Source organism: Gluconobacter japonicus, assembly GCF_002723975.1.
Classification (GTDB): domain Bacteria; phylum Pseudomonadota; class Alphaproteobacteria; order Acetobacterales; family Acetobacteraceae; genus Gluconobacter; species Gluconobacter japonicus.
In genome coordinates this window covers 142,585-164,671 of record NZ_BEWO01000005.1, presented here as the reverse complement: position 1 = coordinate 164,671, position 22,087 = coordinate 142,585, and the positions used below count along the sequence as shown (strand labels likewise).

Below are 22,087 nucleotides of genomic sequence, written 5' to 3'. Positions count from 1 at the left end.
AGGAACAATTTAAAGTCGTATGTTGTCCCGGATCGTAGAAAAATACACTCCTGCATTCCTTGTTGGCGGAATTGTATTTTCTGCTGCTGTAATCGGTATTTACTCCAGACATTTTGGTCAGCTTGCCCAGATATGGCCAGCGAATGCGCTGCTACTCTGGATGATGATTACCTATCGCCAACTTGACCGTTGGGCTGGCTGGTTAGGAGCCTGCATTGGCTACTTGCTGGCAGGCTGGGTCATGAAAGACCGGTTTGTGGTCAATGTCTGGCTTGCATCCGCTAATCTGGCGGGTGTTTGTGCCGGATATCTTCTGTTCAGAGTATTCAGAAAACGCGGGAATGGGCTTGAGGGACCTAAATCAGTTCTCTCTCTTCTGCTGGTCTGTAGCGGGGCTGCGGGGGCCTCCGCATCTGTCGGAACACTTCTTGCAATATCCCTTCCCGGGACGACGACATGGAGCCGCTTTATTCTGTGGTTCAGCAGTGAACTGAATCGTCATCTGGTCCTGTTGCCTGTGTGTTTTTCAGGCCGGGAATGGTTTTCCCGACAGACCCTCCGTCACTGGTACCAGATTTTCAATCTTCGCAGTGTGAATATCGCTCCGGCAGCAAGTCTGGCTATATCTGTTGTTCTTGCAACTCTTACGGGTGGCCCGGGGGCTATAGCATTTCCGGTTCCTGCCCTGCTGTGGTGTGCCTTGAGCTACACGGTTCTACCGTTGTGCCTCATTGTTCTGATTTTTAACGTCTCTGTGATGGGGATAGTCGAGGCCGGGCTTTTGAATTTCGGCCAGGCATATCCGCATCTTGCGGGAATCGTTTCCTTCCGCCTGGGATTGTCGTTCCTGGTACTTGGTCCATTGACTGTTACTGCAATCATGACAACTCAACGTGCTTTAGTCGAGCGCCTGAATAAATCCATTACTTGGGATAGTCTGACAAAAGTTTTGAGTCGACAGGCCTATCTGGAGCAGAGTGAGTCTTTCATTGAGAGAGAAAAAAAGAAATCTGCTTCAGGGATTTCTATTCTGATGCTTGATATTGATCAGTTTAAAAGAATTAATGATACATACGGTCATTTTGTTGGAGACAATACTCTGGAGGCAGTCGCTAAAGCGATCTCGGATATCTTATCCGAAGGGCAGATCTGTGGCCGTCTCGGAGGCGAGGAGTTTGCGCTTACCATTTCGGTTGGAGTGCTTGATGAAGCGATCTGTCTGGCTGAAAAGATCCGACAGTCTGTTGAGAAAATCCTTATTCCAGTGAATTCGGATACGTTTATTCATATGACTGTTAGTATCGGTGTCGCGTTTCAGTGGCTCACAGAGGATTTGAAGTTTCGTGACCTGTTGGCGCAGGCAGATGCAGCGCTTTATCAAGCCAAGTCCAACGGACGAAATCAGGTTGCGCTATCCTCGTCGCTATTGGAGGAACGTGCTGTTCACGTTTCCTGATGTCGGAATTTGTTTTTAATGGCCGATATAGCGGCCTGGTCTGTGGAAGACCACGAGAACGCTACTCATCGCAAATGCACTGATGGCGGAGAGTACAGCTTTCTCCCATGGCAGGAAGAAGGCTGAGGCAGCGAGAATGGCAGCATCAATCATGATCTGTACGCGACCGGCATTGAGGCCGCGGCTTTTCTGAAGCCAGAGCGTTATAACACCTGTGCCGCCAACACCTGCCTGATGTCGAGCCAGAGACAGAATTCCCATGCCAATGACGGTGCCTCCAAAGAGAGCCGCAAAGAGTGGTTGAATGTAGGAAAGTGTCATGATGGCGGGGAGAAGGCTGGACAGGACTGTAATACCAAAACTCGCAATAGTTGTTTTGAAGGCGAACTGTGGCCCCATTGCTCGGATTGCAAACAGCAGAAACGGGATATTGATGAGTGTGAACAGGTTTCCAGGCGTCACAGGGAGAAGGTATGAAAGCAGCAGTGCAATGCCTGCAACGCCTCCGGTGACCAAGCCGGCCTTGTGAAGACACATCAGGCCCATGACAATCAGGGAGCAGCCGATGAGAAAGGCATAAATATCCTCGGCATAAGAATGGCGCAGTCCAGGTCCGTATGGCGAAGTCATATCCGGAAAATCCAGCCGTTCAGCAAAAAAAATCCACCCCGTAAAACGAAATGAATGGATGAGGTTTTCAGCCAGATAAGTCAGCTTTGACGCACTGCCCAGTCCCATTCCGCATCAGAAAATATTGTTTCAAGAATTCCATCCTGGACTTGTTCGAAACTGCTTCTGATACGCGATAAGCGGCTGTTTGAGCCTGCACGATGGTGCAGGTTACGATTCTCGGGCGAGCCTGTTTTTGAAATTATGCTTTAGCGTCCGGGAGAGGCATGCTCATAGCAAGGTTCTCACTGACTATATGAGCTTTGAAGCAGATTTTTAGTGAATTTCGAATGGTGGGCACGACAGGGATTGAACCTGTGACCCCTCCCGTGTGAAGGGAGTGCTCTACCGCTGAGCTACGCGCCCATTCGATGGACGGGCTTTTATCAGCGGGCCAACTCTCTGACAAGACGCTTTTTTCGCCACGCGCCCGCCTTTCTTTGAACTCATTGCGCCTCCAGAAACACTTTGTCTGACAGGGAATGGCAATGAAACGGAATGCGGCTCTGGATTGTATGCGCGGTGCTGCAATCCTTCTCGTCCTTGGAAACCATCTTGGGATCCGTGTTCCCCTCGCTCATACGGCTTTGGGTGATTTTCTGCCGCACTGGCTTCTGGTCGGCATGAATTACAATGGCGGCGAAGCTGTCAGCATTTTTTTTGTGCTGTCGGGCTTCCTGATTGCATCGCGCGTCATTCAGCGCTTTGGAGCACTGGATCGGATCCAGCCCCTGCCCTTCATTGCTCATCGGGCCGCACGCATCCTGCCCTGCCTTGTTGCACTCGTCACGGTGTTGGGGCTGCTCGACTATATCGGTTTCGAGGATTACCGCTTCGTGAAGCCGGGTCAGAGTTTTTCCGGTGCGACACTGGCTGCGTTCGGTCTGTACTTCAATGTCTGGCAAGCACGGCATGGCTGGAGCGTGGCAGGTTGGACCGTGCTCTGGTCCCTCTCGATTGAAGAACTGTTCTATCTCTTTTTCCCGTTCTTCTGCCACCTGAACAGTCGTATCCGGGTTGGGGTTCTTGTTGCTCTCGCCATCACCGCGCCAATTTACAGGGCAACATTGCATGGCAACGAAATCTGGCGCGAACAGGCCACACTGACCGGTGTCGGAACCATCGCGATGGGCGTCCTCATGGCGATTATTGCTGCCAATTACCGACCCAAAGGGCGCTGGCCTATTGTCATGGGGGCTGTTGGCTTAGTCATGATGCTGGCGGAGATGTGGGGACCGATGTCTTGGTGGCGCCTGCTCCCGAATGGTCTGATCGCTATCTTTTACGCCGGGATTGCCATGCTGGTTCTGGCCTGTGGCTGGAGGTCTTTCGAAGGAGGCGCAGGAAGCTGGTGGATCCGCCGAATGGGGCAGTTGTCCTATGAGGTTTATCTGACACACATGTTCGTTGTTATGGCGGCTGTGCGGATCTGGAAACACAATCATTGGCCGCAAAGTATGGGCTGGATCGTCTATCCGATCTGTCTGGTGCTGATCTGGGGGCTGGGAGAAGCGGTGTCCCGTTTCTTCTCCCGCCCGGTCGCTCTCCTGCTGGACCGGGAAGTTGCCTCCCGGTTCCGACGGCGGGTGCTGGTTCAGAACCCGAACATGTGATCGAGAGAGAAGCCGCCCTCGCCATTTTCGAGACCATGATAGCCGAACAGTCGGCACGTCAGATCGCGGATCAGAACATATCCGCCAACGCCAGCCCGCTCCAGATGCGCGCCTTCGAACAGGTCGTGTGGACGGACCATGAAGGAACCTGACGGCTGAATGTGGATGGTGGTCTCCGCGATGAGGCTGCCATCTGCGGCATGAAGCAGCAGAACCGTTTCGGACGGACTGGTGCCTTCGATGGAGGCCGGGTGGATCAGGCAGCAGAAACTCCGCAGTGCATCATGGCCGAGTTTCAGGAACAGGCGTGTCGTCAGGCCCGGCGGCGGTCCGGAATAGGACTGCGGCTCGGAGCGCCATGTCATCAGCGTGTTGAAGATGTGGGCGCCAAAGCTGGTCTCGGCGGCGTGCTCCGTGTCGCGGTTACGATAGCGCATCAGGGCATGAAGCCAGCCATCCGCCTCTCCGCCATCGCGAAAATCATAGACCATATCTGCATGGCCCGGACGATCGGTCAGGTCATGCAGGGCAATCGCCGTGGAATGGTCGCGGGGCAGATTTCCGAGGAAATGCGAGCCGACGGGCTGGCCAGCCTCATCGAAAATATCGAGCCGAACGGGGAGTGTTTCCAGAGCTTCGGACATCGGGTTGGGCTGAACGAAGCTCTCGAACTTCGCCGGGTCCAGAATGGGGAATGGCAGAAGGAACCCACGGCCCAGCGAGGGTGCGAAGTTCCGGATAGCCGGGTCTGGACGGATATTGTCCCGCTCGACGTTCAGATGCGCGATACGCGTTCTTCCACGCTGCTCGATTTCATAGCGGGGGCGCACAAGGTGGCGGCCAGACCGCATTTCAAGCTGCGATGGCCAAGCTAGTCCTGGGAAAAGTGTCCCGACATTAACGGCCACCGTCTCAAATGGCCCGATCGCACGATTCACGCCCCGATGATCGTCCACGCCCATTGGGTTGAACGTAATGGCGCCAGCCGGAATGGTCGTGGCGTGGCTGTTCTGTACCCAGACCGTGAGGGTTTCGTCGGCTTCAGGAGCGGGAAGCGTCGCATAGCGCACAGACGGCCAGGCGTTGGCGTCATGTGTGACTGAGAGGCTCGGATCGCCGTTCTTGCCCCACACGTCGAGCGCATATTTCACGACGTCATGCCCGCGGGCACCAATGACGTGGATGAACAGTTGTCCCATGAAGGCAGGAAGACCAAAGCGTTTACGGATATCCGCACTGTCGATGGTGATGCCAGCGCCGGCGTGTTCAACGGGCTGTTCCCACTGCGCGATGATTTTCCCTGCTCCGTCATAGAGGCGCAGCCAGTAACGCAGGTTTTGTGCGCCGTAATTGGACCAGTAGTTCGCCGTGACGATCCGCGTGGAGAAGCGGTCATCATCCCGGAAAAATGCGAAATTCGTCGCAAAGTTCAGCTTGTCGAGATACGGACGGCCACGAACGATCATGTCGTCCGGTAGGCGTGCAGGCGCGAGTGTGTGAAGGTCGCGGCCGTTCAGGAGTGAGTCCAGCCGACCACGCATTTTTGCATCGTCGAAAGACAGCGCGAGGATGATATCCGCATCCACATGCGGCAGGTCCACGAGGGCTTTTCGCGCACCGCCAAATCCGTCCGGCTGGCCGACCTGTTCCGTATCATGAACCAGAACGACAGAGGGGCGCAGGCCAGGATAAAGGGCCACCAGCGTCCGGACCGTATCTTCGGGATCGTAAATGGCGATCGTCTGCCCGGCGAAGTCCTGCTCCATCCGCGTCAGCGCCTCGGCGGCAAGCGGGTGGGCCAGCGCCTTGTAGAGCACATTGCCACCCTGTGGACCGAACGTGCGGATATCGAGCATAGAGGGCCCTTTCAGAGCTTCAGTCGTTGGCGCATTTCTCTCGCCGTAGCAGGGGTGTCGTCAAGCGGGTGGACGGACCAGGGTTCAAGGTCGGGGCTGAAGAGCCGGATACGCCCGGCGTCCTGAAGGGTTTCGACAAACCTGCCAATCCGGGTGGACTTGCCGGGCAGCGGCAGGATCATGACCGGAGCGGTCGTCGCCGCGGCCTCCGAAATCATCGAGACACTGTCTGTCGTGACGGCAAGGACGTCCGCACAAGCCAGCATCCCCAGATAGGGGTTATCATCGCCCTGTCCTTCCAGAATCCGTATTCCCGCCGGGATGAGTTTTTCCTTCAGGACCGTCAGCGCGGCGGCATCCGTTCTGCGGGATGGTGTCAGAACGGCCTGCATCCCATTGCGGCTGGCGAAAGCGATCAGTCCATCGGCCATCTCTGCTGCTTCGGCGGCTCCAAGAGAAAAACGTCCATTCGTTCCGCCGATCAGGATAGACAGGAGTGGTCTGTCATCAAGTTTCAGGCGGTCTTCCCACGCGGTGCGTGCGACCTCCAGCTTTTGCGGCGTTACGGGGTGAAGCGCATTGCGAGAAATCAAAACATTCTCGCCGGTGATGCCATCATGTGTATTGGCGATTACGAGATCGAACTTGGCCAGCGCTGTTCTCGGGTTCTGGATCTGGACGACCGGTAGCCCTTCCCGTCTGGCAACAGCAGCCCCGACAATCCCGCCCGTTCCGCCAATGCTGATAATGAGGCGGCTATCAGGCGAAATGCTGATCGGAGCAATCCGTTTCAAAGGAGAAGGCCAGTAGCGGGCTGGAAAGTGGCCCCAGGGTTTGCGGATCAGAACGGGCCGGAACTCCCACTCAAGACCAGCCTTTTCGGCCAGCCCTGTCCCCTGTGCCCGCATGCCGGCGAAGTCTTCTGCGATGATTGTCGCCTTCATGGCGGGCCTCCTGAAAAAAGAGCTATTTCCCGAAACGGAAGAAATTTGGCAAGAAGCGCATATGACGATGCCAGAAACACCCTCGACTGACACTCCTGACGGCTTTGCCGCTTTTGGGCTGATCCCGCCTCTTCTCGCCACGTTGGAACAGGTAGGGCACAAGCGGCCCAGCACGATTCAGGTTCAGGCCATCCCGCCTTTGCTGAAGGGGCGCGATGTTCTTGTGGCATCCCAGACGGGCAGCGGCAAAACGGCTGCTTTTGTTCTCCCCATGCTTCAGATCCTGTCCAAGGGTGAGAGCGCCCATGGGCCGCGTGCACTGATTCTGGAGCCAACGCGTGAGCTGGCTGCGCAGACAGCCGCAGTTTGCCGCCAGCTCGGCCGTCGCCTTTCCCTGAAGACGCGTGTGATCTGTGGCGGAACATCACGTGAACAGCAGGTTCGTTCCATTGTCGATGGCGTTGACATCGTTGTCGCTACGCATGGTCGTTTGCTGGATCTTGTGATGCAGGGTGATCTGGTTTTGGAGTACCTGAGCTATCTCGTTCTGGATGAGGCTGACCGTCTTCTGGATGAAGATTTCTCCGAGAGCATGACGGCTCTGACGCCTTATTTCCCCGACGTTCCACCCCAGACGGTTTTCTGTTCCGCAACGCTTCCAGAGCCAGTCATGGATCTGGCCAAGCGTGTGACGCGTGATCCTGTTCGGGTTGAGGTGGCTGCAGAGACGTTCACCCCCAAGAAGATCCGCCAGCGTGCGATGTTCGTGGAAAAGGAAGACAAGCCTGAGACGGTAGCTCGTATTCTGGAGCGTTTTCCGGGGCGGAGTATGGTGTTTACCCGCACGAAGGCGAATGTTGATCTGTTGGCGAGGGTTCTGCGCAAGCACAACATCAAGTCTGAAACCCTGCACGGAGATCGGTCGCAGGGCGCGCGAAACAAGGCGCTGGATTTGTTCCGTCAAGGACGCGTGCCGGTGTTGGTCACGACGGATATTGCGTCCCGCGGGCTGGATATTTCCGATGTGGATCTCGTGATCAACATGGATATGCCTGAGACGCCCGAAGCTTATGTTCACCGCATTGGGCGGACCGCGCGTGCGGGTAAGAAGGGCGCTGCGTTCTCGCTCATCAATATCGACGAACGCCTGTCCCTTCGCGATATCGAGAAGCACATTGGCTATCGCATCCGAATTGCAACGGAAGATGCCCTTGATACTTAATCCGCGGCACTGAGGATTTTTTGCCCCAAGGCCTGCCATGCCTTAGCGCTGTCAGGGACCGGGGCGATAGGCGGCGGAGCATTTAGAAGCTGAGCAATGGCTATTGCAATGGACATGGAATCAGGCTCGCAGAGCATGGCCTGGGCATGTCCGGAAAACTGTTCTGACAATCCACCAACATTGGTGGCCACCACATACCGCCCTCCCGCAACGGCCATGGCGCCGACACCGCTTTGCGATGCTTCCCGATATGGAAGAAGCAGTACGTCTGCCCAGGCGATCAGCCGCGACAATTCGTCTTCCGGCACCCAACGATTTTCTACGATCACGTCGCGCATTCCGGACAGTTGAAGCAATTCCGGGCTTTGAGGGCCTTTCCCGATCACTCTGCAATCTACCCTCATTTCCAGTTGAGGAAGGGCGTCGGCAAGAAGATCCAGACCCTTGTAGGGAAGTAATCGACCAAACATCAGCAGCCTGGGTTTCCCCCCATGACTGAAAGGCGGAGGAGCCTCGGTTCCCACGAAAGGCGGATGTGAGAGAGAAACAACCGGTTTTCCGCGACAGACGGTATCGCCTGACAATACAGTGGCGACGTGCTGGCTGAAGGTAACTAGAAAGGACGACTGGCTGATAAGCGCTTTTTGCAGAAACATCTGTAACGGGTAGCCGTCTCCCGGATGTGCCCTGGCGTCATGAACAATCGTCACGACTTTGACGCCTGCCCTTCGAAGAGCATGAGCCATGAGAACATCGAGCGGCGCTGGCATCGCGCAGATGGCGATGTCCGGTTTGTCTTGGAGCATCGACAAGAACAGCTTTGAAATGATCAACGGGGCCTGAAGAAATCTGCCCAACAATCCGAAGGCGGATCTGTAGGTTTTGAACACCAGAGCATCTTGCGGGGCATGATGACTGTGAAGGATCTCCGCGTCTTCCGACAGGCACAATCTTACAGAGACGTCTGGGAGTGCGGTCAGTCCATTGGCGAGATCGACCGCAATGCGTGGTCCTGCTCCTCTTTTGCCCCATTGCCAGACAAGGACAGTCTTTATCGCCACGCTTCAACTCCTGCCGCGTGGATGGCTTTCAGAAGGCTGGTTCCGTCGAGATGCTTTGCAATGCGCTTCTGAGCCGCAGTTCCAAGGCGAGCCCGAAGATCAGGATGGTCTGCTGCCAGACGAAGGGCCTGCACCGCCGATTGCCTGTCCGGCAGAGCCCAGCATGTCTGGGGCATCTCCAGTACGCCTCTGGGGTCATGGGCGGGGACGAGACTATAGGCGACAGGGAGTCCGCAGGTGCTGTCCAGAAATTCTGCCGTAGCAGACCAGTCGGTTGCAACAACGCATCGACCCAGAGCCATTGCCTCGGCAACGACAAGGCCGAAACCCTCGCTGCGATGCAGGGACAGGACGATATCACAGCATTGCATCAGGGCCAGACGATCGGCTCCGGTGTAATGTTGTGTCTGTATCTGGATGTTGGGGGCGCCGTTAACAGCACTGCGAATGGCGGCCATATCTTCAGGATAATGTTCCGTATGACCGATTTTCAAAATCAGGATTCTGTCTGGACGATCTCCGAATGCTTCACGGAACGCCAAAATCGTATCAACCGGGTTTTTGCGCACCATGCTGGACGCCAGATTGAAAGAGACCAGAACAGTAACGGCCTTTTCTGGTAGCCCGAAAAAAGCCCGGTTCCGTGCGGAAGGTATCTGCCCTGCAAGGCCCACGGGATGTTCCACAATCCGCACTGGACGATTCAACGAAACCAGAGCATCTGCCGTAAATCGGGACGGTGCCCAGATTTCATGAATATGCCGTCGTGCATGTTTCCAGGTATCTGGTACAATCGGGAGTTCCCAAGCCCAATAGCCGATGACTTTACGTCCGCTGCGGAGTGTACGCGGCATTCTGAGTAGTACGGCGGGAAGCATCGGTGCATTGACGTGTACGATAAGCGGCGCGCCGGGCCCGACAGCGTCTCCATCCAGTCGGTATGTCTCAATGTCCCATGTGGCACAGAGAATACCGAGCTTGCGAAGGGCTGCCACCATAAGACGTGCACCTTCGCCCAGACCGGAACCTCGGCTGAACTCCCCTGCAATGATGACACCAGAGGCGTGTCGAGGGTAACTGGCTCTGACGCCAGGCGTTACGATGGCTGTCGCCCATGCAAAGAAGCGTCGTCTTTGCTGCGGGGGAAGTTTTCGCCACAATCTGTGAAAAACAGAAAGGCCCGCACTGCGACTCACAGAAAATCCTTCAAGGTGTTTTTGGGAAGGCGCGAAAAGTGTCGGAAACTAAAAACCACAATTTTCGCGTTTCATTTTTTACAACGTGTTGCGAGCATACACATCGTCCTCTTCTCCCCTGTCAAAGTCTCTATGGTGAGTGGTGAGGAACGTGCTTACAGTACAAGCTATGACGGATCAGCGCCCCATTTCCCTCAATGTAGAAACGATTCTTTCGGCATTGATATCGTTTGATACAACGAGCAGCCGATCCAACCTGCCGATTATCGAGTGGATTGAAGCCTATCTGACATCACACGAGGTTCCTTTCGTTCGTTATCCAGGCGGAGACGAAGGGAAATGGAACCTTCACGCTATCATCGGCCCGCAGACTGCTGGTGGCATAGCGTTCGCTGGGCATGTGGATTGTGTCCCGGTCGAAGGACAGGACTGGTCATCTGATCCATTTGTTTTGCGTGAAGAGAATGGTCGTCTCTATGGGCGTGGTGCCGCAGACATGAAAGGCTATGTGGCCTGTATGCTGGCCGCTATTCCTGACTTCAAGGCCATGGAACTTCCCAAGCCCGTCCATCTCCTTTTCACCTGTGATGAAGAGATTACCTGCGATGGTGCGCGGCATCTGATTGCGGATATCCAGCGCGCCGATCGGCTTCCAGAGCTTTGCGTCGTTGGTGAACCGACGATGATGAGCCCAGTGATCGCGCACAAGGGCCGTTTTGCCGTCAGGGTCCGGCTTGTGGGAAAGCCTGGTCACTCCTCTCTCCCGGAAGGCGGTCGAAACGCGCTGCATGCCATGGGACGAGCCATTGCGTTATGTGCGGATGAAGCGGACCGGTTTGCTCTCGCAGGGCGTCGGGTTGATGGCTTTACGCCTCCCTATACCACCATGCAGGTCGGGCTGGCGTCAGGAGGAAGTATTCTCAATATCATTCCCGAGCATGCGCAATTCGATGTGGAATGGCGGAATGTGCCGGGAGACGAAGGCGTTAAAGAGTTCCGGAAACTCCAGAATGCTCTGGCGCCTTTGGACGAGGAGCTCAGAAAGAACAATCCCGAAGGTGGTATCAGTTATTTCCAGTTGGTAGATCTCCCGCCCCTCGCCCTGTCTGTGGACCATCTGCTAACCGAGATAACCTGTCAGATCACGGGTCGAAATAGTCCTGGCATGGTTTCTTACGGCACCGAGGCTGGTATCTATCAGAGGGGCGGTATGGATAGCATTGTCTGTGGGCCTGGCGATATTGCACAGGCTCATCGACCGGATGAATTTATTGCCAGAGAACAACTGGAATTTTGTGAAAAGGCGCTGCGAGACTTCGCGCGGAGGGTAAGCGGGACAGCATGAGTTGCAAGGCCGGCCAGAGACATCATCCGATCAGGATCCGTCAGCCTTGCCTGACGGAAGACCTGCCAGGATGTGGTCGTCCGGCTTATCCTTTGGATGTATGCCTGAAAGTTCCGGATCTTTCAGCTTGGCGTAATACAGCCTCTGGCGTTTCCGGTGTTCATGTTTTTGATTCTGGTTTGAGTGGCCCTGACCTTGTCATTGTCGGGATGGTCCATGGTAACGAGTATGCAGGTGGGCATGCTCTTGAAATCCTTCGGCAGAATAATCCGGTTCCGCATACCGGCCGGCTGACGCTGATTCTTGCAAACCTGGCCGCCTTTGATCGGTTTGAGGCGAATGCGCCTATGGCCTCCCGTTATCTGACGGAAGATCTGAACCGTCTGTGGCATCCGTCACGGCTGAACGGTAGTGAACGGTCCAGTGAATTGGATCGAGCCCGACAAATTTTGCCTTTTATTGAGCGCGCGGATCTGCTGCTGGATCTTCATTCTACACTATGGCCGTCTGAGCCCGTCTTTATTGTGCCTCCGCGACGGCGCTCCAGTGATTTTGCCTGTGTTCTGGCTTCCGAAGAGCAGTCTGCAGCGTTGGTTGTGACGGATCTGGGGCATCAAGGTGGCTCGCGTCTCGTCGAGTATTCCCGATTTATGGCGGTTGGTGGGACCGGCCGTGCCTGCCTTCTGGAAGCCGGTCTGCACTGGCGGTCAGAAACCGTGGATATGATGGTGAAGGTTTCCGAGCGTTTTCTGAAAGACGCGATGCGGATTCATTTTCAGGGACGCGAAACGGATACGAAGCAGCCCGCAGAGATGGGCGTCGTGACGGATAATGTCCTGGCGCGAAGCGCAGACTTTAGATTTGTGGAGCCATGGGTTGGCAATACCTGCATCCCGAATGCGGGAACCGTCATCGCCCGGGACGGACATGATCTGATCTGCACACCTTATGACAAGTGTTTACTGATCGTTCCGAATTTGCGCCCCAGACAAGGGCAGCTTGCGGTGCGGCTGGCCAGACGCACCGCAGTCCACCTCAACGCTTAGGCGGAAGCGCGATCATAGATCGGGAAGCGACGGCAGAGCGCCTTCACTTCTTCATGGACACGGTTGGTCGTGTCATTGACGTCGCCCTCTTCCAGAGCTGCCGTCAGAACTTCGTCCATCATGCGGGCAATCGTGCGGAATTCTTCTTCGCCGAAACCACGTGCTGTTGCAGCAGGGCTGCCCAGACGAATGCCGGACGTGACGAACGGCTTTTCCGGATCGAACGGAATGGCGTTCTTGTTAGCCGTGATGCCAGCGCGCTCCAGAATTTCTTCTGCAAGCTTGCCCGTCACCTTTTTGGGGCGAAGATCAACCAGCACCAGATGGCTGTCCGTGCCACCTGTCACGATGTCGAAGCCACGTAGCTGAAGTTCGTCGGCCAGTGCTTTCGCATTGGCGACAACGCGCTTCTGGTAGTCGCGGAAATCGTCCTTCAATGCTTCACCAAAGGCAACGGCCTTGCCAGCGATGACATGCATCAGTGGACCACCCTGAAGGCCTGGGAATACGGCAGAGTTGACCTTCTTGGCCAGCTCTGCGCTGTTCGTCAGGATGATGCCACCACGGGGGCCGCGTAGCGTCTTGTGGGTCGTGGACGTCACGATGTCCGCGTACGGGAGCGGGCTCGGATATAGGCCAGCTGCGACCAGACCGGCAAAATGCGCCATGTCCACCATCAGATAAGCGCCAACTTCGTCGGCAATCTTCCGGAAGCGCGGGAAGTCGATGACGCGCGGATAGGCGGAGCTGCCGGCGACGATAATCTTCGGCTTGTGCTCACGGGCCAGCTCTTCCATCTGATCGTAATCGATCAGGCCGTCCTGCGCACGGACGCCATACTGAACGGCGTTGAACCATTTGCCGGAATAGTTCGGAGCTGCACCGTGGGTCAGATGTCCGCCAGCCGCGAGGCTCAGACCCAGAATGGTGTCGCCCGGCTTTGCCATCACCATGAAGGCGGCCTGATTGGCATTGGCGCCGGAATGCGGCTGCACGTTTGCAAATTCTGCGCCGAACAGCTTCTTAAGGCGCTCGATAGCGAGGGTTTCAACGCGGTCCACGTCAACGCAGCCACCATAGTAGCGCTTGCCCGGAAGGCCCTCAGCGTACTTATTGGTCAGAACAGAGCCCTGCGCTTCCATCACGGCAAAAGATGCCATGTTTTCGGACGCGATCAGCTCGATACCATCCTGCTGACGGGTCAGTTCGTCGTTCAGGATGGCGGCAACTTCGGCATCAGCCTCTTTCAGAGGCGCGTGGAAAAAAGGATTCAGCGTGGACTGGCTGGCGTGTTCCGACATCGTGGTCCATTCTCCAGGGTGAGTTCGCCCCGTCACTACCGCAGAATGCGCGCGTCGGCAAAAACAATCCGTGTTTCCAACGAGGATCTTTCATGACCAATCCGCTCTGGCGGACCAAGCCTGTGTCTTCCGCTGCGTCTGACAATACAGGCCTGAAACGTGTTCTTGGCCCCTGGCATCTGATCGCACTTGGCGTCGGTGTGACCATTGGTGCCGGCCTGTTCTCACTGACAGGCGTTGCAGCAGGCCAAAATGCAGGCCCTGCCGTCACGCTGTCCTATCTTATTGCCGCTCTCGCCTGTGGCTTTGCCGGTCTCTGTTACGGCGAACTGGCTGGCATGATCCCGTCTGGCGGGTCTGCTTATTCCTACGCCTATGCGTCTATGGGCGAGTTGATCGCATGGATTATCGGCTGGGATCTTGTGCTGGAATATACAGTGGGGGCTGCTGCTGTCGCCTCAAGCTGGTCCGGCTATGTGGCCTCCCTGCTATCAGGTTGGGGAATCACGATTGACCCGAGGCTTCTGGCTACGCCCATGACGCCCGTGACACTTTCGGACGGGTCAGTCGTCAGCGCCTGGTTCAATTTCCCGGCGGTTCTGGCCATCTGGGTCGTGACGGCGTTGCTGATGCGCGGTGTCAGCCAGTCCGCTGCCGTGAACAATGCCATCGTGATGATAAAGCTGACAGTCATCGCGTTGGTGCTGGTATTCTGCATCCCGCATATCAAGCTGGCCAATTACCATCCTTATATCCCACCGAATGATGGCACCTTCGGGCATTTTGGCTTCTCTGGCGTGATGCGTGCCGCGGGGATGGCCTTCTTTGCCTATCTGGGATTCGATATCGTCTCCACCACCGCGCAGGACAGCAAAAACCCGGCTCGGGACATTCCCGTGGGGATTATAGGAAGCCTGCTGATCTGTGGTGTCGTCTATGCTGTGTTCTCGGCAGTTCTGACAGGCGTTGTGAACTATAAAGGTATGGCAAACGATCCAAGCCCGGTTGCGACGGCGATCGATGCCGCGGGTGCGCCCTGGCTCGCCAGTCTTGTGAAGCTGGGGATTACTGTCGGGTATGTTTCTGTCCTCTTTGGACTGCTTCTAGGACAGGCGCGCGTATTTCTGGCAATGTCACATGACGGTCTGCTTCCGAAAGTTTTTGCGAAGCTGAACACACGCACACATACACCGTGGACGTCCCATCTCTGTTTTGCTGCGCTCACAAGTGTTCTGACAGCCGTGTTGCCTATTGGTGAATTGGGCAACATGACATCCATTGGAACCCTGCTTGCATTCATCATCGTCTGCGTTGGTGTTCCACTTTTGCGGATGCGGGAGCCTCAGGCGCCACGTCTCTTCCGTGTGCCAGGTGGCCCGGTCATTCCTGTTCTGGGCGTCCTGTCCTGCGGTGCGGTCATGGTGTCTCTGGACCTGTTGACCTGGGTTCGGCTGGTTGTATGGCTTGCAATCGGACTGGCGATCTATTTCTGTTACGGAGTACGTCACAGCCTGCTTTCCAGATCAAAAATATAGGAGCATGATTGGGGGCATGACGAACGCATCATTCCCCCTCTTCCGCCCGCGGCGTAATCGCCACGATGCCTTTACACGTCGGCTGGTTCAGGAAAATCGACTGCACGTCGATGACCTGATTTGGCCGATTTTCGTTTGTGAAGGTGAAAACCAGCGCCAGAAAGTGTCCTCCATGCCCGGTGTTGAGCGCGTCAGCCTCGACAATCTGGTGGAGCATGTCCGCCCGGCTGTTGAATTCGGCATTCCGGCGGTTGCCATTTTCCCGATCACGCCAGTTGAACTGCGTGATGCAACGGGTACCGAAGCTCTGAACCCGGACAATCTGATGTGCCGCGCGTCGCGCGTCATCAAGGAAGCCTTTCCAGAGCTTGGTGTTATTGGTGACGTGGCGCTCGATCCCTATACGGATCATGGCCATGACGGCGTTATCAAGGATGGCCGTATCCTTAATGACGAGTCTGTTGAGATCCTGCGTCAGCAGGCGCTCAATCAGGCCCGCGCTGGAAACGATATTATTGCGCCGTCTGACATGATGGATGGTCGTGTGCAGGCAATCCGCGAGACGCTTGATGCCAACGGCTTCGAGACCGTCCGCATCATGGCCTACACGGCAAAATATGCTTCCGCTTTCTACGGTCCTTTCCGTGATGCGCTGGGATCGGGTGGCCTTCTGACGGGTGACAAGAAAACCTACCAGATGGACCCGGCCAATTCGGATGAAGCTCTGCGTGAAGTTGAGCAGGATATTCGTGAAGGGGCCGATATGATCATGGTCAAGCCGGGAATGCCCTATCTGGACATTATTCGCCGCATCCGTGACCGTTTCTCGGTGCCGACCTTCGCCTACCAGGTGTCAGGTGAATACGCGATGTTGGCTGGCGCTATTCAGAATGGCTGGCTTGAGCGGGATCGCACCATCATGGAAAGTCTGATCGCTTTCAAGCGTGCTGGCTGTAACGGCATCCTGACGTATTTTGCGATTGATGCTGCCCGCCTTCTGAAAGAAGAGCACTGATTAACCGTCGCGCGAAAGGTGTTCAGGCATATTACGGTGGCCTGAACGCCGAGGAGATCGCTAAACGCCATATGGTGGAAGCAGGGCTGGACATTCTGGCTCAGAGGCTCAGAACACCCTATGGCGAGATTGATCTTCTGGTCGCGGATGAGAACTGGATCATTGGGGTGGAAGTCAAAAGCCGCTCTACGCTTCGAGATGGCGCAGAGGCTTTGGCTCCTCGTCAGGCAGAACGCCTGATGGCGTCATTCGGTTATATTCTGGAAACCAAACCCGAATGGTGTCGCCCCAATACGCGATTCGACGTTATTGTCGTCGATCACACGGGACAGGCGAGACGCATCATGGATGCGCTACGCCTCACATAAAGATCAGGTACGGCGGCTGCGCGTATGACGATGGGCTGCCGTCGCAACAGAAGCGTGCGGACGGTAAGCTACGTTCCGGATCACAGCGCGATGCCCGCTCCATGCCATGGAATGGCTTGCAGAGTGGCGAGCGAAATGAGCAACAGGGCGGTGATAAACTGGCGTGGCCGTCAGAGCGTCAAATGTCAGCTTGCTGGCTTCAAAATCGGTAATGGCTGCACGGGCATGAGCTTTTCCGGCTCCCATGCAAAGTCCAACTCCCATAATGCCGAGAGCAATTCGGCCAGCCCACTGTCGCGCCATTGATGTGATCCCATCCCTGTTCTGATGAGTTCACCGTATGACGTAAACGCAGAGTTCGACAACCCCGTTTGGGTAAGTTTTAGAAAAAATCAAGGTCTTGCCATTTTTGGGCGCAACATGGCTGAATTGTGGCGGTCGCAGACCTTGCAGAGTGTTGAATTCCGGCCATTTTACAGGCCGGAATTAACAGATCAGGCATTTGCCGTAGCGATTCCCTTTTCAGTCAGCAGCGTTTCAAGTTCGCCGCTCTGGTACATGTCCGTGACGATATCGCAGCCACCGACGAACTCACCCTTGACGTAGAGCTGAGGAACGGTCGGCCACTGGGAGAAATCCTTGATGCCCTGACGGAGTTCAGCGCTTTCAAGAATGTTGCAGGTCTCGAACGGAACACCAAGATGCGTCAGGATCTGCACAACGCGTGCAGAGAAGCCGCACTGTGGGAAGAGCTTGTCACCCTTCATGAACAACATGACCGGGTTTGCGTCGATCAGGTTCTGGATGTGCTGGAACACGGTCTCGGACATTAGGTTTTCCTCTTATGGGCAGAAGAGAGGGGGGCAGCCCCTCTCCCACTGTCAGCAGTCACTTCAGAAGGGAATGATTCCCTCGCAGTTCAAGGGGTCAGGGTTTTGAGAGCCATTGCGTGAAGCTCTGTGCCCATTCGGCTTCCGAACGCATCATAAACCAGTTTGTGCTGTCGTACACGCGAAAGCCCCTGAAAGGCTTCACTGACGACCGTGCAGGCATAATGATCGCCGTCTCCAGCCAGGTCCTGGATCGTAATTTCAGCATCCGGGATCGCTGCGAGAATCGTGCGTTCGATTTCAGCGGCACTCATCGGCATAATTCAGACCTCCTCACCCATGAATTTCGGGAAAAAGGCAGCGTTGATCTTGCGCAGCCTGCTGGCTTCCAGGGAAATCCCGTCAGCAAGGTTCAGTGACGTGCCGCCAGAGCGACCCAGCTTGCGTGCCGGAACATGAGCTTTTTCAGCCGCGGCAATAAGCTTCTGGGCATCTGGTGTTGCCACGACATAGCAGGCCTGATCTTCACCAAACCAGAACGCATGTAGCGGAAGATTGGACGGAGGCGGATTTAGCGTGCAGCCAACGTCTCCAGCCATGACCATTTCGGCAATCGTGACCAGAAGGCCGCCATCTGCGATGTCATGACAGGCTGTCACAGCACCGGCTTCGATCTGACCGCGGACAAAATCGCCATTCCGGCGTTCGGCCACGAGATCAACATGCGGTGGAGCACCCTCTTCCCGATGGCAGATTTCACGCAGCCACAGGGACTGACCCAGTTCGCCACGGATTTCACCAATCAGGACAAGACCGTGCGCATCAGGCATGGCAAGTCCGATGGACTTTGAAGCATCCGCCAGCACGCCAAGCGCACCAATGGCCGGCGTCGGAAGAATGGCCTGAGCCAGACCCGTCGGGGAGCGCGTCTCGTTATAGAGTGAGACGTTGCCGCTCACGACCGGGAAATCGAGCGCGCGGCACGCATCGCCCATGCCTTTGATGGCTTCTGCGAACTGCGCCATGATTTCCGGACGTTCCGGATTGCCGAAGTTCAGGTTATCCGTCACGGCAAGCGGCTTCGCACCTGTTGCCGTGATGTTGCGCCATGCTTCGGCAACAGCCTGCGCCCCGCCAACTTTCGGATCCGCCTGACAATACCGCGGTGTGCAATCAGTCGTGAGGGCGAGACCCAGACGGGTGCCTTCCACGCGAACAACAGCAGCATCAGCCGCACCAGGACGACGCGCCGTATTGCCGCCGACAGACCCATCATACTGGTTCCAGACCCAGGCGCGGGAGGCTAGGTCCGGGCAACCAATCAGCGTCAGAAGAGCATGCTCAACACCCACCGGATCAGCCGGAGGCTGAATATGGCGTGGCTTTTCCAGCGGCACGGTCGGACGGTTATAGATCGGAGCTTCATCGGCCAGCGGTGCCAGTTCGATGTCAGCTTCGATTACGCCCTTGTGCTTGACCGTGATTCGTCCGGTATCGGTCAGATGCCCGACAACGGCGAAATCCAGCTCCCACTTTTCGAAGATGGCGCGCGCCTGTTCGGTGCTTTCCGGCTTGAGGACCATGAGCATCCGCTCCTGGCTCTCGGACAGCATCATCTCATAGGCGGACATGTTGGGTTCGCGCTGAGGAACTGCATCAAGATCCATCTCGATGCCAACGCCGCCCTTGCCTGCCATTTCGACGGCAGAAGACGTCAGGCCAGCAGCGCCCATGTCCTGAATAGCCACGATCGCATCGGTTGCCATCAGTTCAAGACAGGCTTCAATCAGAAGCTTCTCGATGAACGGGTCTCCGACCTGCACGGTCGGGCGCTTGGATGCGGCCTCTTCGTCAAACTCCGCGGAAGACATGGTGGCACCATGGATGCCGTCACGTCCTGTCTTGGAGCCGACATACACGACCGGATTACCCACACCAGCAGCTGCGGACAGGAAGATCTTATCCTGCTTGGCCACGCCAACCGTCATGGCGTTGACGAGCGGATTGCCGTCATAGGCCTTGTGGAAATTGACTTCGCCGCCGACCGTCGGAACGCCAACGCAGTTGCCGTAGCCACCAACGCCGCGAACCACGCCGTCGACAATGCGGCGCGTTCCCGGTGTTTTCGGATCGCCGAAACGCAAGGCATTCAGGTTGGCGACCGGACGGGCACCCATGGTGAAGACGTCACGAAGGATACCGCCCACACCTGTCGCAGCACCCTGATACGGCTCGATGAAAGACGGGTGGTTATGGCTTTCCATCTTGAAGACAGCAGCTAGATCCTCGCCAATATCCACAACGCCCGCATTCTCACCTGGCCCATGGATAACCCATGGAGCTTTAGTGGGCAGCGTCTTGAGATGGATGCGGGAGGATTTGTAGGAGCAGTGCTCCGACCACATGACCGAGAAAATCCCAAGCTCCGTAAAGCTTGGGGTCCGACCCATGATGGTTAGGACCTTCTCATATTCCTCGACCGTCAGACCGAAGGACTGAGCCAGTTTGGCGTCGATTGTCACACTCATCCGACGAGAGCCTCCACAAGGCCTTTGAAGAGCGGCACACCATCGGTGTCACCGATTTCCGGGTCAGTCAGGTTTTCCGGGTGCGGCATCAGACCGCAGACACGGCCGTTTTCGCTCAGGATGCCGGCGATGGAACGAGCGCTGCCATTTGGGTTCACATGGCGGTCATCATGCGAAACCTCGCCTTTGGCACCACAGTAGCGAAACGCCACACGGCCCTCACCTTCGAGACGTGCAAGCGTTTCGTCAGAAGCGGTGTAGTTGCCGTCCCCATGCGCCAGAGGCGCGCGGAAAACATCGCCGGAAGACCAGCCCTGCGTGAAGGGAGACGATGCGTTCTCGACCTTCAGATGGCAGTCCTGTGACAGGAACCGCAGACCGGCATTCCGAAGCAGCGCACCCGGCAGAAGATGGGATTCCGTCAGGATCTGGAAGCCATTACAAACGCCGAGAACGTGACCGCCCTTCTCTGCGAAGGCTTTGACCTCGCGCAGGATGGGCGAATGAGCCGCCATGGCGCCACTGCGCAGGTAGTCCCCGAAGCTGAAGCCACCCGGCAGAACCACGAGATCCAGATCACCGAGAGATGTCTCGCGATGCCAGATCATTTTCGGGGTCTGGCCGGAGACCAGCTTCAGGGCATGCACCATGTCGCGCTCCCGGTTCGTACCGGGGAAAACGACAATACCGGCCTTCATTTCTGGCCCTCCGCTGGAGCCGATGCTGCGGCATGGCACGGATAAGCCTCGTGCAGAGCACGATAAACGGCCTTTCCACCAGGCTGCGTCAGGGCATCAGTGTGCGCGTGCAGCCATGAAATCAGCTTGCCACGAACCTGCGTGGTAGTCTCACCCGTCGGAACACAGAAGGCAACCGGAGCGCCAGCATCATCTGCATAGCTGTCGTATTTCTTGGCCCAGACTTCGCTGTCCATCACGCCTGCAAGATAGGCATCGCACAGAGCGGTAGACTTGCTGGCCGAACACATGTTGCCCAGAGCTTTGCCGGAAACTTTGGAGACGCGTTGTGCGTGAGCCGGAACGGCCGTCGTGACCAGAAGGCCGCTTGCCAGAAGAACTGCGGAGAAGACCTTCATGCTGCCACCTCGACGCTGAAATCCTCGATCACTTCATTGGCCAGAAGCGCACGGGCCATGGCTTCACCCTGCTGGATCGCCTCGGCCTTGTCCGTTGCAGGAACGTCTAGTTCGACAACGCGGTTCACACGGACTTCGCCGATACCTTTGAAGCCAAGAGACTCAAGTGCATGGCCAACAGCCTTGCCCTGAGGATCAAGAACGCCGTCTTTCAGAGAAACAAAAACGCGGATCTTCACTGTACTGCCTCCGGACCCTTGAGGTCTCCATTGCTGGCTTCGGGAAGAATCCCGAGACGCCGTGCGACTTCCTGATAAGCCTCTTCGACGCGGCCCATGTCCCTGCGGAACCGGTCCTTGTCCATCTTCTCGCTGGTTTTGGCGTCCCACAGGCGGCAGTTGTCTGGAGAGATCTCGTCAGCGACGATGATCCGCATCTCCTCGCCTTCCCACAAACGGCCGAATTCCAGCTTGAAATCAACGAGCGTAATGCCGACACCCATGAAAATTCCCATCAGGAAATCATTGGTCCGGAGTGCCAGTGTGTTCATATCATCCAGGTCCTGCGGCGAGGCCCAGTCGAACGCGGCGATATGCTCCTCCGAGACCATTGGGTCTCCCAGGGAATCATTCTTGTAATAATATTCGATGATGGTGCGTGGCAGGCGCGTTCCTTCGGGAATGCCCAGACGCTTGGCGATGGAACCAGCCGCGACATTGCGGACCACAACTTCCAACGGGATGATCTCGACTTCCCGGATCAGCTGCTCGCGCATGTTCAGACGGCGGATGAAGTGCGTGGGGATGTTGATGTCGTGCAACTTCATCATCAGGTGTTCGCTGATGCGGTTGTTCAGCACACCCTTCCCCGTGATGATGCCACTTTTCGCACCGTTTCCGGCGGTGGCGTCATCCTTGAAATACTGCACGAGTGTTCCGGGCTCTGGTCCTTCAAAAAGAACCTTGGCTTTGCCTTCGTAAAGCTGGCGGCGGCGGGCCATGAGCAA

22 protein-coding genes and 1 tRNA gene are annotated in these 22,087 nt (G+C 56.4%); 8 read left to right on the top strand and 15 right to left on the bottom strand.

Features of this window, described 5'->3' with window-relative positions; genetic code table 11:
- The first annotated feature begins 19 nt into the window (after positions 1 to 19).
- Positions 20 to 1,456 carry a sensor domain-containing diguanylate cyclase gene (locus GJA01_RS05220; RefSeq protein ID WP_062504392.1) on the top strand — a complete coding sequence of 479 codons (1,437 nt, stop codon included), beginning with the start codon at positions 20 to 22 and terminating at the stop codon, positions 1,454 to 1,456.
- Positions 1,457 to 1,471: 15 nt separating this feature from the next.
- On the opposite strand, the gene GJA01_RS05215 is transcribed toward GJA01_RS05220, so the two are convergent.
- Together GJA01_RS05215 and GJA01_RS05210 are read right to left on the bottom strand one after the other, a co-directional pair.
- The gene (locus GJA01_RS05215) at positions 1,472 to 2,086 is read right to left on the bottom strand and encodes a YitT family protein (RefSeq protein WP_062015317.1); all 615 of its coding nucleotides are present in this window, start codon (positions 2,084 to 2,086) and stop codon (positions 1,472 to 1,474) included.
- 330 nt (positions 2,087 to 2,416) lie between these two features.
- A tRNA-Val gene (locus GJA01_RS05210) sits at positions 2,417 to 2,491 on the bottom strand.
- A 122-nt stretch (positions 2,492 to 2,613) separates the two neighbouring features.
- On the opposite strand from GJA01_RS05210, the gene GJA01_RS05205 reads away from it, so the two are divergent.
- Entirely contained in the window at positions 2,614 to 3,738 is a 1,125-nt protein-coding gene (locus GJA01_RS05205) for an acyltransferase family protein (protein ID WP_253783341.1), read from the top strand.
- On the opposite strand, the gene GJA01_RS05200 is transcribed toward GJA01_RS05205, so the two are convergent.
- Together GJA01_RS05200 and GJA01_RS05195 are read right to left on the bottom strand one after the other, a co-directional pair.
- On the bottom strand, positions 3,720 to 5,594 hold the full coding sequence (locus GJA01_RS05200) for a hypothetical protein (RefSeq protein ID WP_062504388.1): 1,875 nt from the start codon (positions 5,592 to 5,594) through the stop codon (positions 3,720 to 3,722). The genes GJA01_RS05205 and GJA01_RS05200 overlap by 19 nt on opposite strands.
- Positions 5,595 to 5,605: 11 nt before the next feature.
- Positions 5,606 to 6,538: a mitochondrial fission ELM1 family protein gene (locus tag GJA01_RS05195; protein WP_062504386.1), complete on the bottom strand. Its 933-nt coding sequence runs from the start codon at positions 6,536 to 6,538 to the stop codon at positions 5,606 to 5,608.
- On the opposite strand from GJA01_RS05195, the gene GJA01_RS05190 reads away from it, so the two are divergent.
- A complete protein-coding gene (locus tag GJA01_RS05190) occupies positions 6,522 to 7,760 on the top strand; it encodes a DEAD/DEAH box helicase (RefSeq protein ID WP_062504384.1) in 1,239 nt (412 codons plus the stop codon). The genes GJA01_RS05195 and GJA01_RS05190 overlap by 17 nt on opposite strands.
- Here the strand turns inward: GJA01_RS05190 and GJA01_RS05185 are convergent.
- Both GJA01_RS05185 and GJA01_RS05180 read right to left on the bottom strand, forming a co-directional pair.
- Positions 7,757 to 8,821 (bottom strand): glycosyltransferase, encoded by a 1,065-nt coding sequence (locus GJA01_RS05185; RefSeq protein ID WP_062504383.1) that lies wholly within the window; start codon positions 8,819 to 8,821, stop codon positions 7,757 to 7,759. The two genes, GJA01_RS05190 and GJA01_RS05185, sit on opposite strands and share 4 nt — an antisense overlap.
- A complete protein-coding gene (locus GJA01_RS05180) occupies positions 8,812 to 10,017 on the bottom strand; it encodes a glycosyltransferase family 4 protein (protein WP_062504381.1) in 1,206 nt (401 codons plus the stop codon). Before GJA01_RS05180 ends, GJA01_RS05185 begins: the two co-directional genes overlap by 10 nt.
- Positions 10,018 to 10,168: 151 nt before the next feature.
- Between GJA01_RS05180 and argE the strand changes: the two genes are divergently transcribed.
- Both argE and GJA01_RS05170 read left to right on the top strand, forming a co-directional pair.
- Entirely contained in the window at positions 10,169 to 11,362 is a 1,194-nt protein-coding gene (gene argE, locus GJA01_RS05175) for an acetylornithine deacetylase (RefSeq protein WP_253783337.1), read from the top strand.
- A complete protein-coding gene (locus GJA01_RS05170) occupies positions 11,359 to 12,408 on the top strand; it encodes a M14 family metallopeptidase (protein WP_062504378.1) in 1,050 nt (349 codons plus the stop codon). The genes argE and GJA01_RS05170 overlap by 4 nt, the downstream gene beginning before the upstream one ends.
- On the opposite strand, the gene glyA is transcribed toward GJA01_RS05170, so the two are convergent.
- Positions 12,405 to 13,709, bottom strand: a complete 1,305-nt coding sequence (gene glyA / locus GJA01_RS05165; RefSeq protein ID WP_062504376.1) for a serine hydroxymethyltransferase — start codon at positions 13,707 to 13,709, stop codon at positions 12,405 to 12,407. The two genes, GJA01_RS05170 and glyA, sit on opposite strands and share 4 nt — an antisense overlap.
- A 92-nt stretch (positions 13,710 to 13,801) precedes the next feature.
- Between glyA and GJA01_RS05160 the strand changes: the two genes are divergently transcribed.
- From GJA01_RS05160 to GJA01_RS05150, 3 genes are read left to right on the top strand one after another with little or no spacing between them, the layout of a single operon-like run.
- The gene (locus GJA01_RS05160; protein ID WP_062504374.1) at positions 13,802 to 15,244 is read left to right on the top strand and encodes an APC family permease; all 1,443 of its coding nucleotides are present in this window, start codon (positions 13,802 to 13,804) and stop codon (positions 15,242 to 15,244) included.
- 16 nt (positions 15,245 to 15,260) lie between these two features.
- Positions 15,261 to 16,259: a porphobilinogen synthase gene (gene hemB / locus GJA01_RS05155; RefSeq protein ID WP_061933352.1), complete on the top strand. Its 999-nt coding sequence runs from the start codon at positions 15,261 to 15,263 to the stop codon at positions 16,257 to 16,259.
- The gene (locus tag GJA01_RS05150; RefSeq protein WP_082785277.1) at positions 16,256 to 16,627 is read left to right on the top strand and encodes a YraN family protein; all 372 of its coding nucleotides are present in this window, start codon (positions 16,256 to 16,258) and stop codon (positions 16,625 to 16,627) included. Before hemB ends, GJA01_RS05150 begins: the two co-directional genes overlap by 4 nt.
- Before the next feature lie 3 nt (positions 16,628 to 16,630).
- Here the strand turns inward: GJA01_RS05150 and GJA01_RS05145 are convergent, their stop codons facing one another.
- The 8 genes from GJA01_RS05145 to purC all read right to left on the bottom strand — a co-directional run bounded on the left by GJA01_RS05145 (position 16,631) and on the right by purC (position 22,081).
- The gene (locus GJA01_RS05145) at positions 16,631 to 16,930 is read right to left on the bottom strand and encodes a hypothetical protein (RefSeq protein WP_062504370.1); all 300 of its coding nucleotides are present in this window, start codon (positions 16,928 to 16,930) and stop codon (positions 16,631 to 16,633) included.
- A 191-nt stretch (positions 16,931 to 17,121) separates the two neighbouring features.
- Complete coding sequence (gene grxD, locus GJA01_RS05140) at positions 17,122 to 17,457, bottom strand: Grx4 family monothiol glutaredoxin (RefSeq protein ID WP_007281919.1); 336 nt, start codon at positions 17,455 to 17,457, stop codon at positions 17,122 to 17,124.
- Between the two features lie 89 nt (positions 17,458 to 17,546).
- Positions 17,547 to 17,777: a BolA family protein gene (locus tag GJA01_RS05135; RefSeq protein WP_023942351.1), complete on the bottom strand. Its 231-nt coding sequence runs from the start codon at positions 17,775 to 17,777 to the stop codon at positions 17,547 to 17,549.
- 3 nt (positions 17,778 to 17,780) lie between these two features.
- Positions 17,781 to 19,985: a phosphoribosylformylglycinamidine synthase subunit PurL gene (purL, locus tag GJA01_RS05130; protein ID WP_062504368.1), complete on the bottom strand. Its 2,205-nt coding sequence runs from the start codon at positions 19,983 to 19,985 to the stop codon at positions 17,781 to 17,783.
- A complete protein-coding gene (gene purQ / locus GJA01_RS05125; protein ID WP_062504367.1) occupies positions 19,982 to 20,683 on the bottom strand; it encodes a phosphoribosylformylglycinamidine synthase subunit PurQ in 702 nt (233 codons plus the stop codon). The genes purL and purQ overlap by 4 nt, the downstream gene beginning before the upstream one ends.
- A complete protein-coding gene (locus GJA01_RS05120) occupies positions 20,680 to 21,081 on the bottom strand; it encodes a Rap1a/Tai family immunity protein (RefSeq protein WP_062504365.1) in 402 nt (133 codons plus the stop codon). The genes purQ and GJA01_RS05120 overlap by 4 nt, the downstream gene beginning before the upstream one ends.
- Positions 21,078 to 21,320: a phosphoribosylformylglycinamidine synthase subunit PurS gene (purS, locus tag GJA01_RS05115; protein ID WP_061932973.1), complete on the bottom strand. Its 243-nt coding sequence runs from the start codon at positions 21,318 to 21,320 to the stop codon at positions 21,078 to 21,080. The genes GJA01_RS05120 and purS overlap by 4 nt, the downstream gene beginning before the upstream one ends.
- Entirely contained in the window at positions 21,317 to 22,081 is a 765-nt protein-coding gene (gene purC / locus GJA01_RS05110; RefSeq protein ID WP_010501729.1) for a phosphoribosylaminoimidazolesuccinocarboxamide synthase, read from the bottom strand. The genes purS and purC overlap by 4 nt, the downstream gene beginning before the upstream one ends.
- Positions 22,082 to 22,087 lie beyond the last annotated feature (6 nt).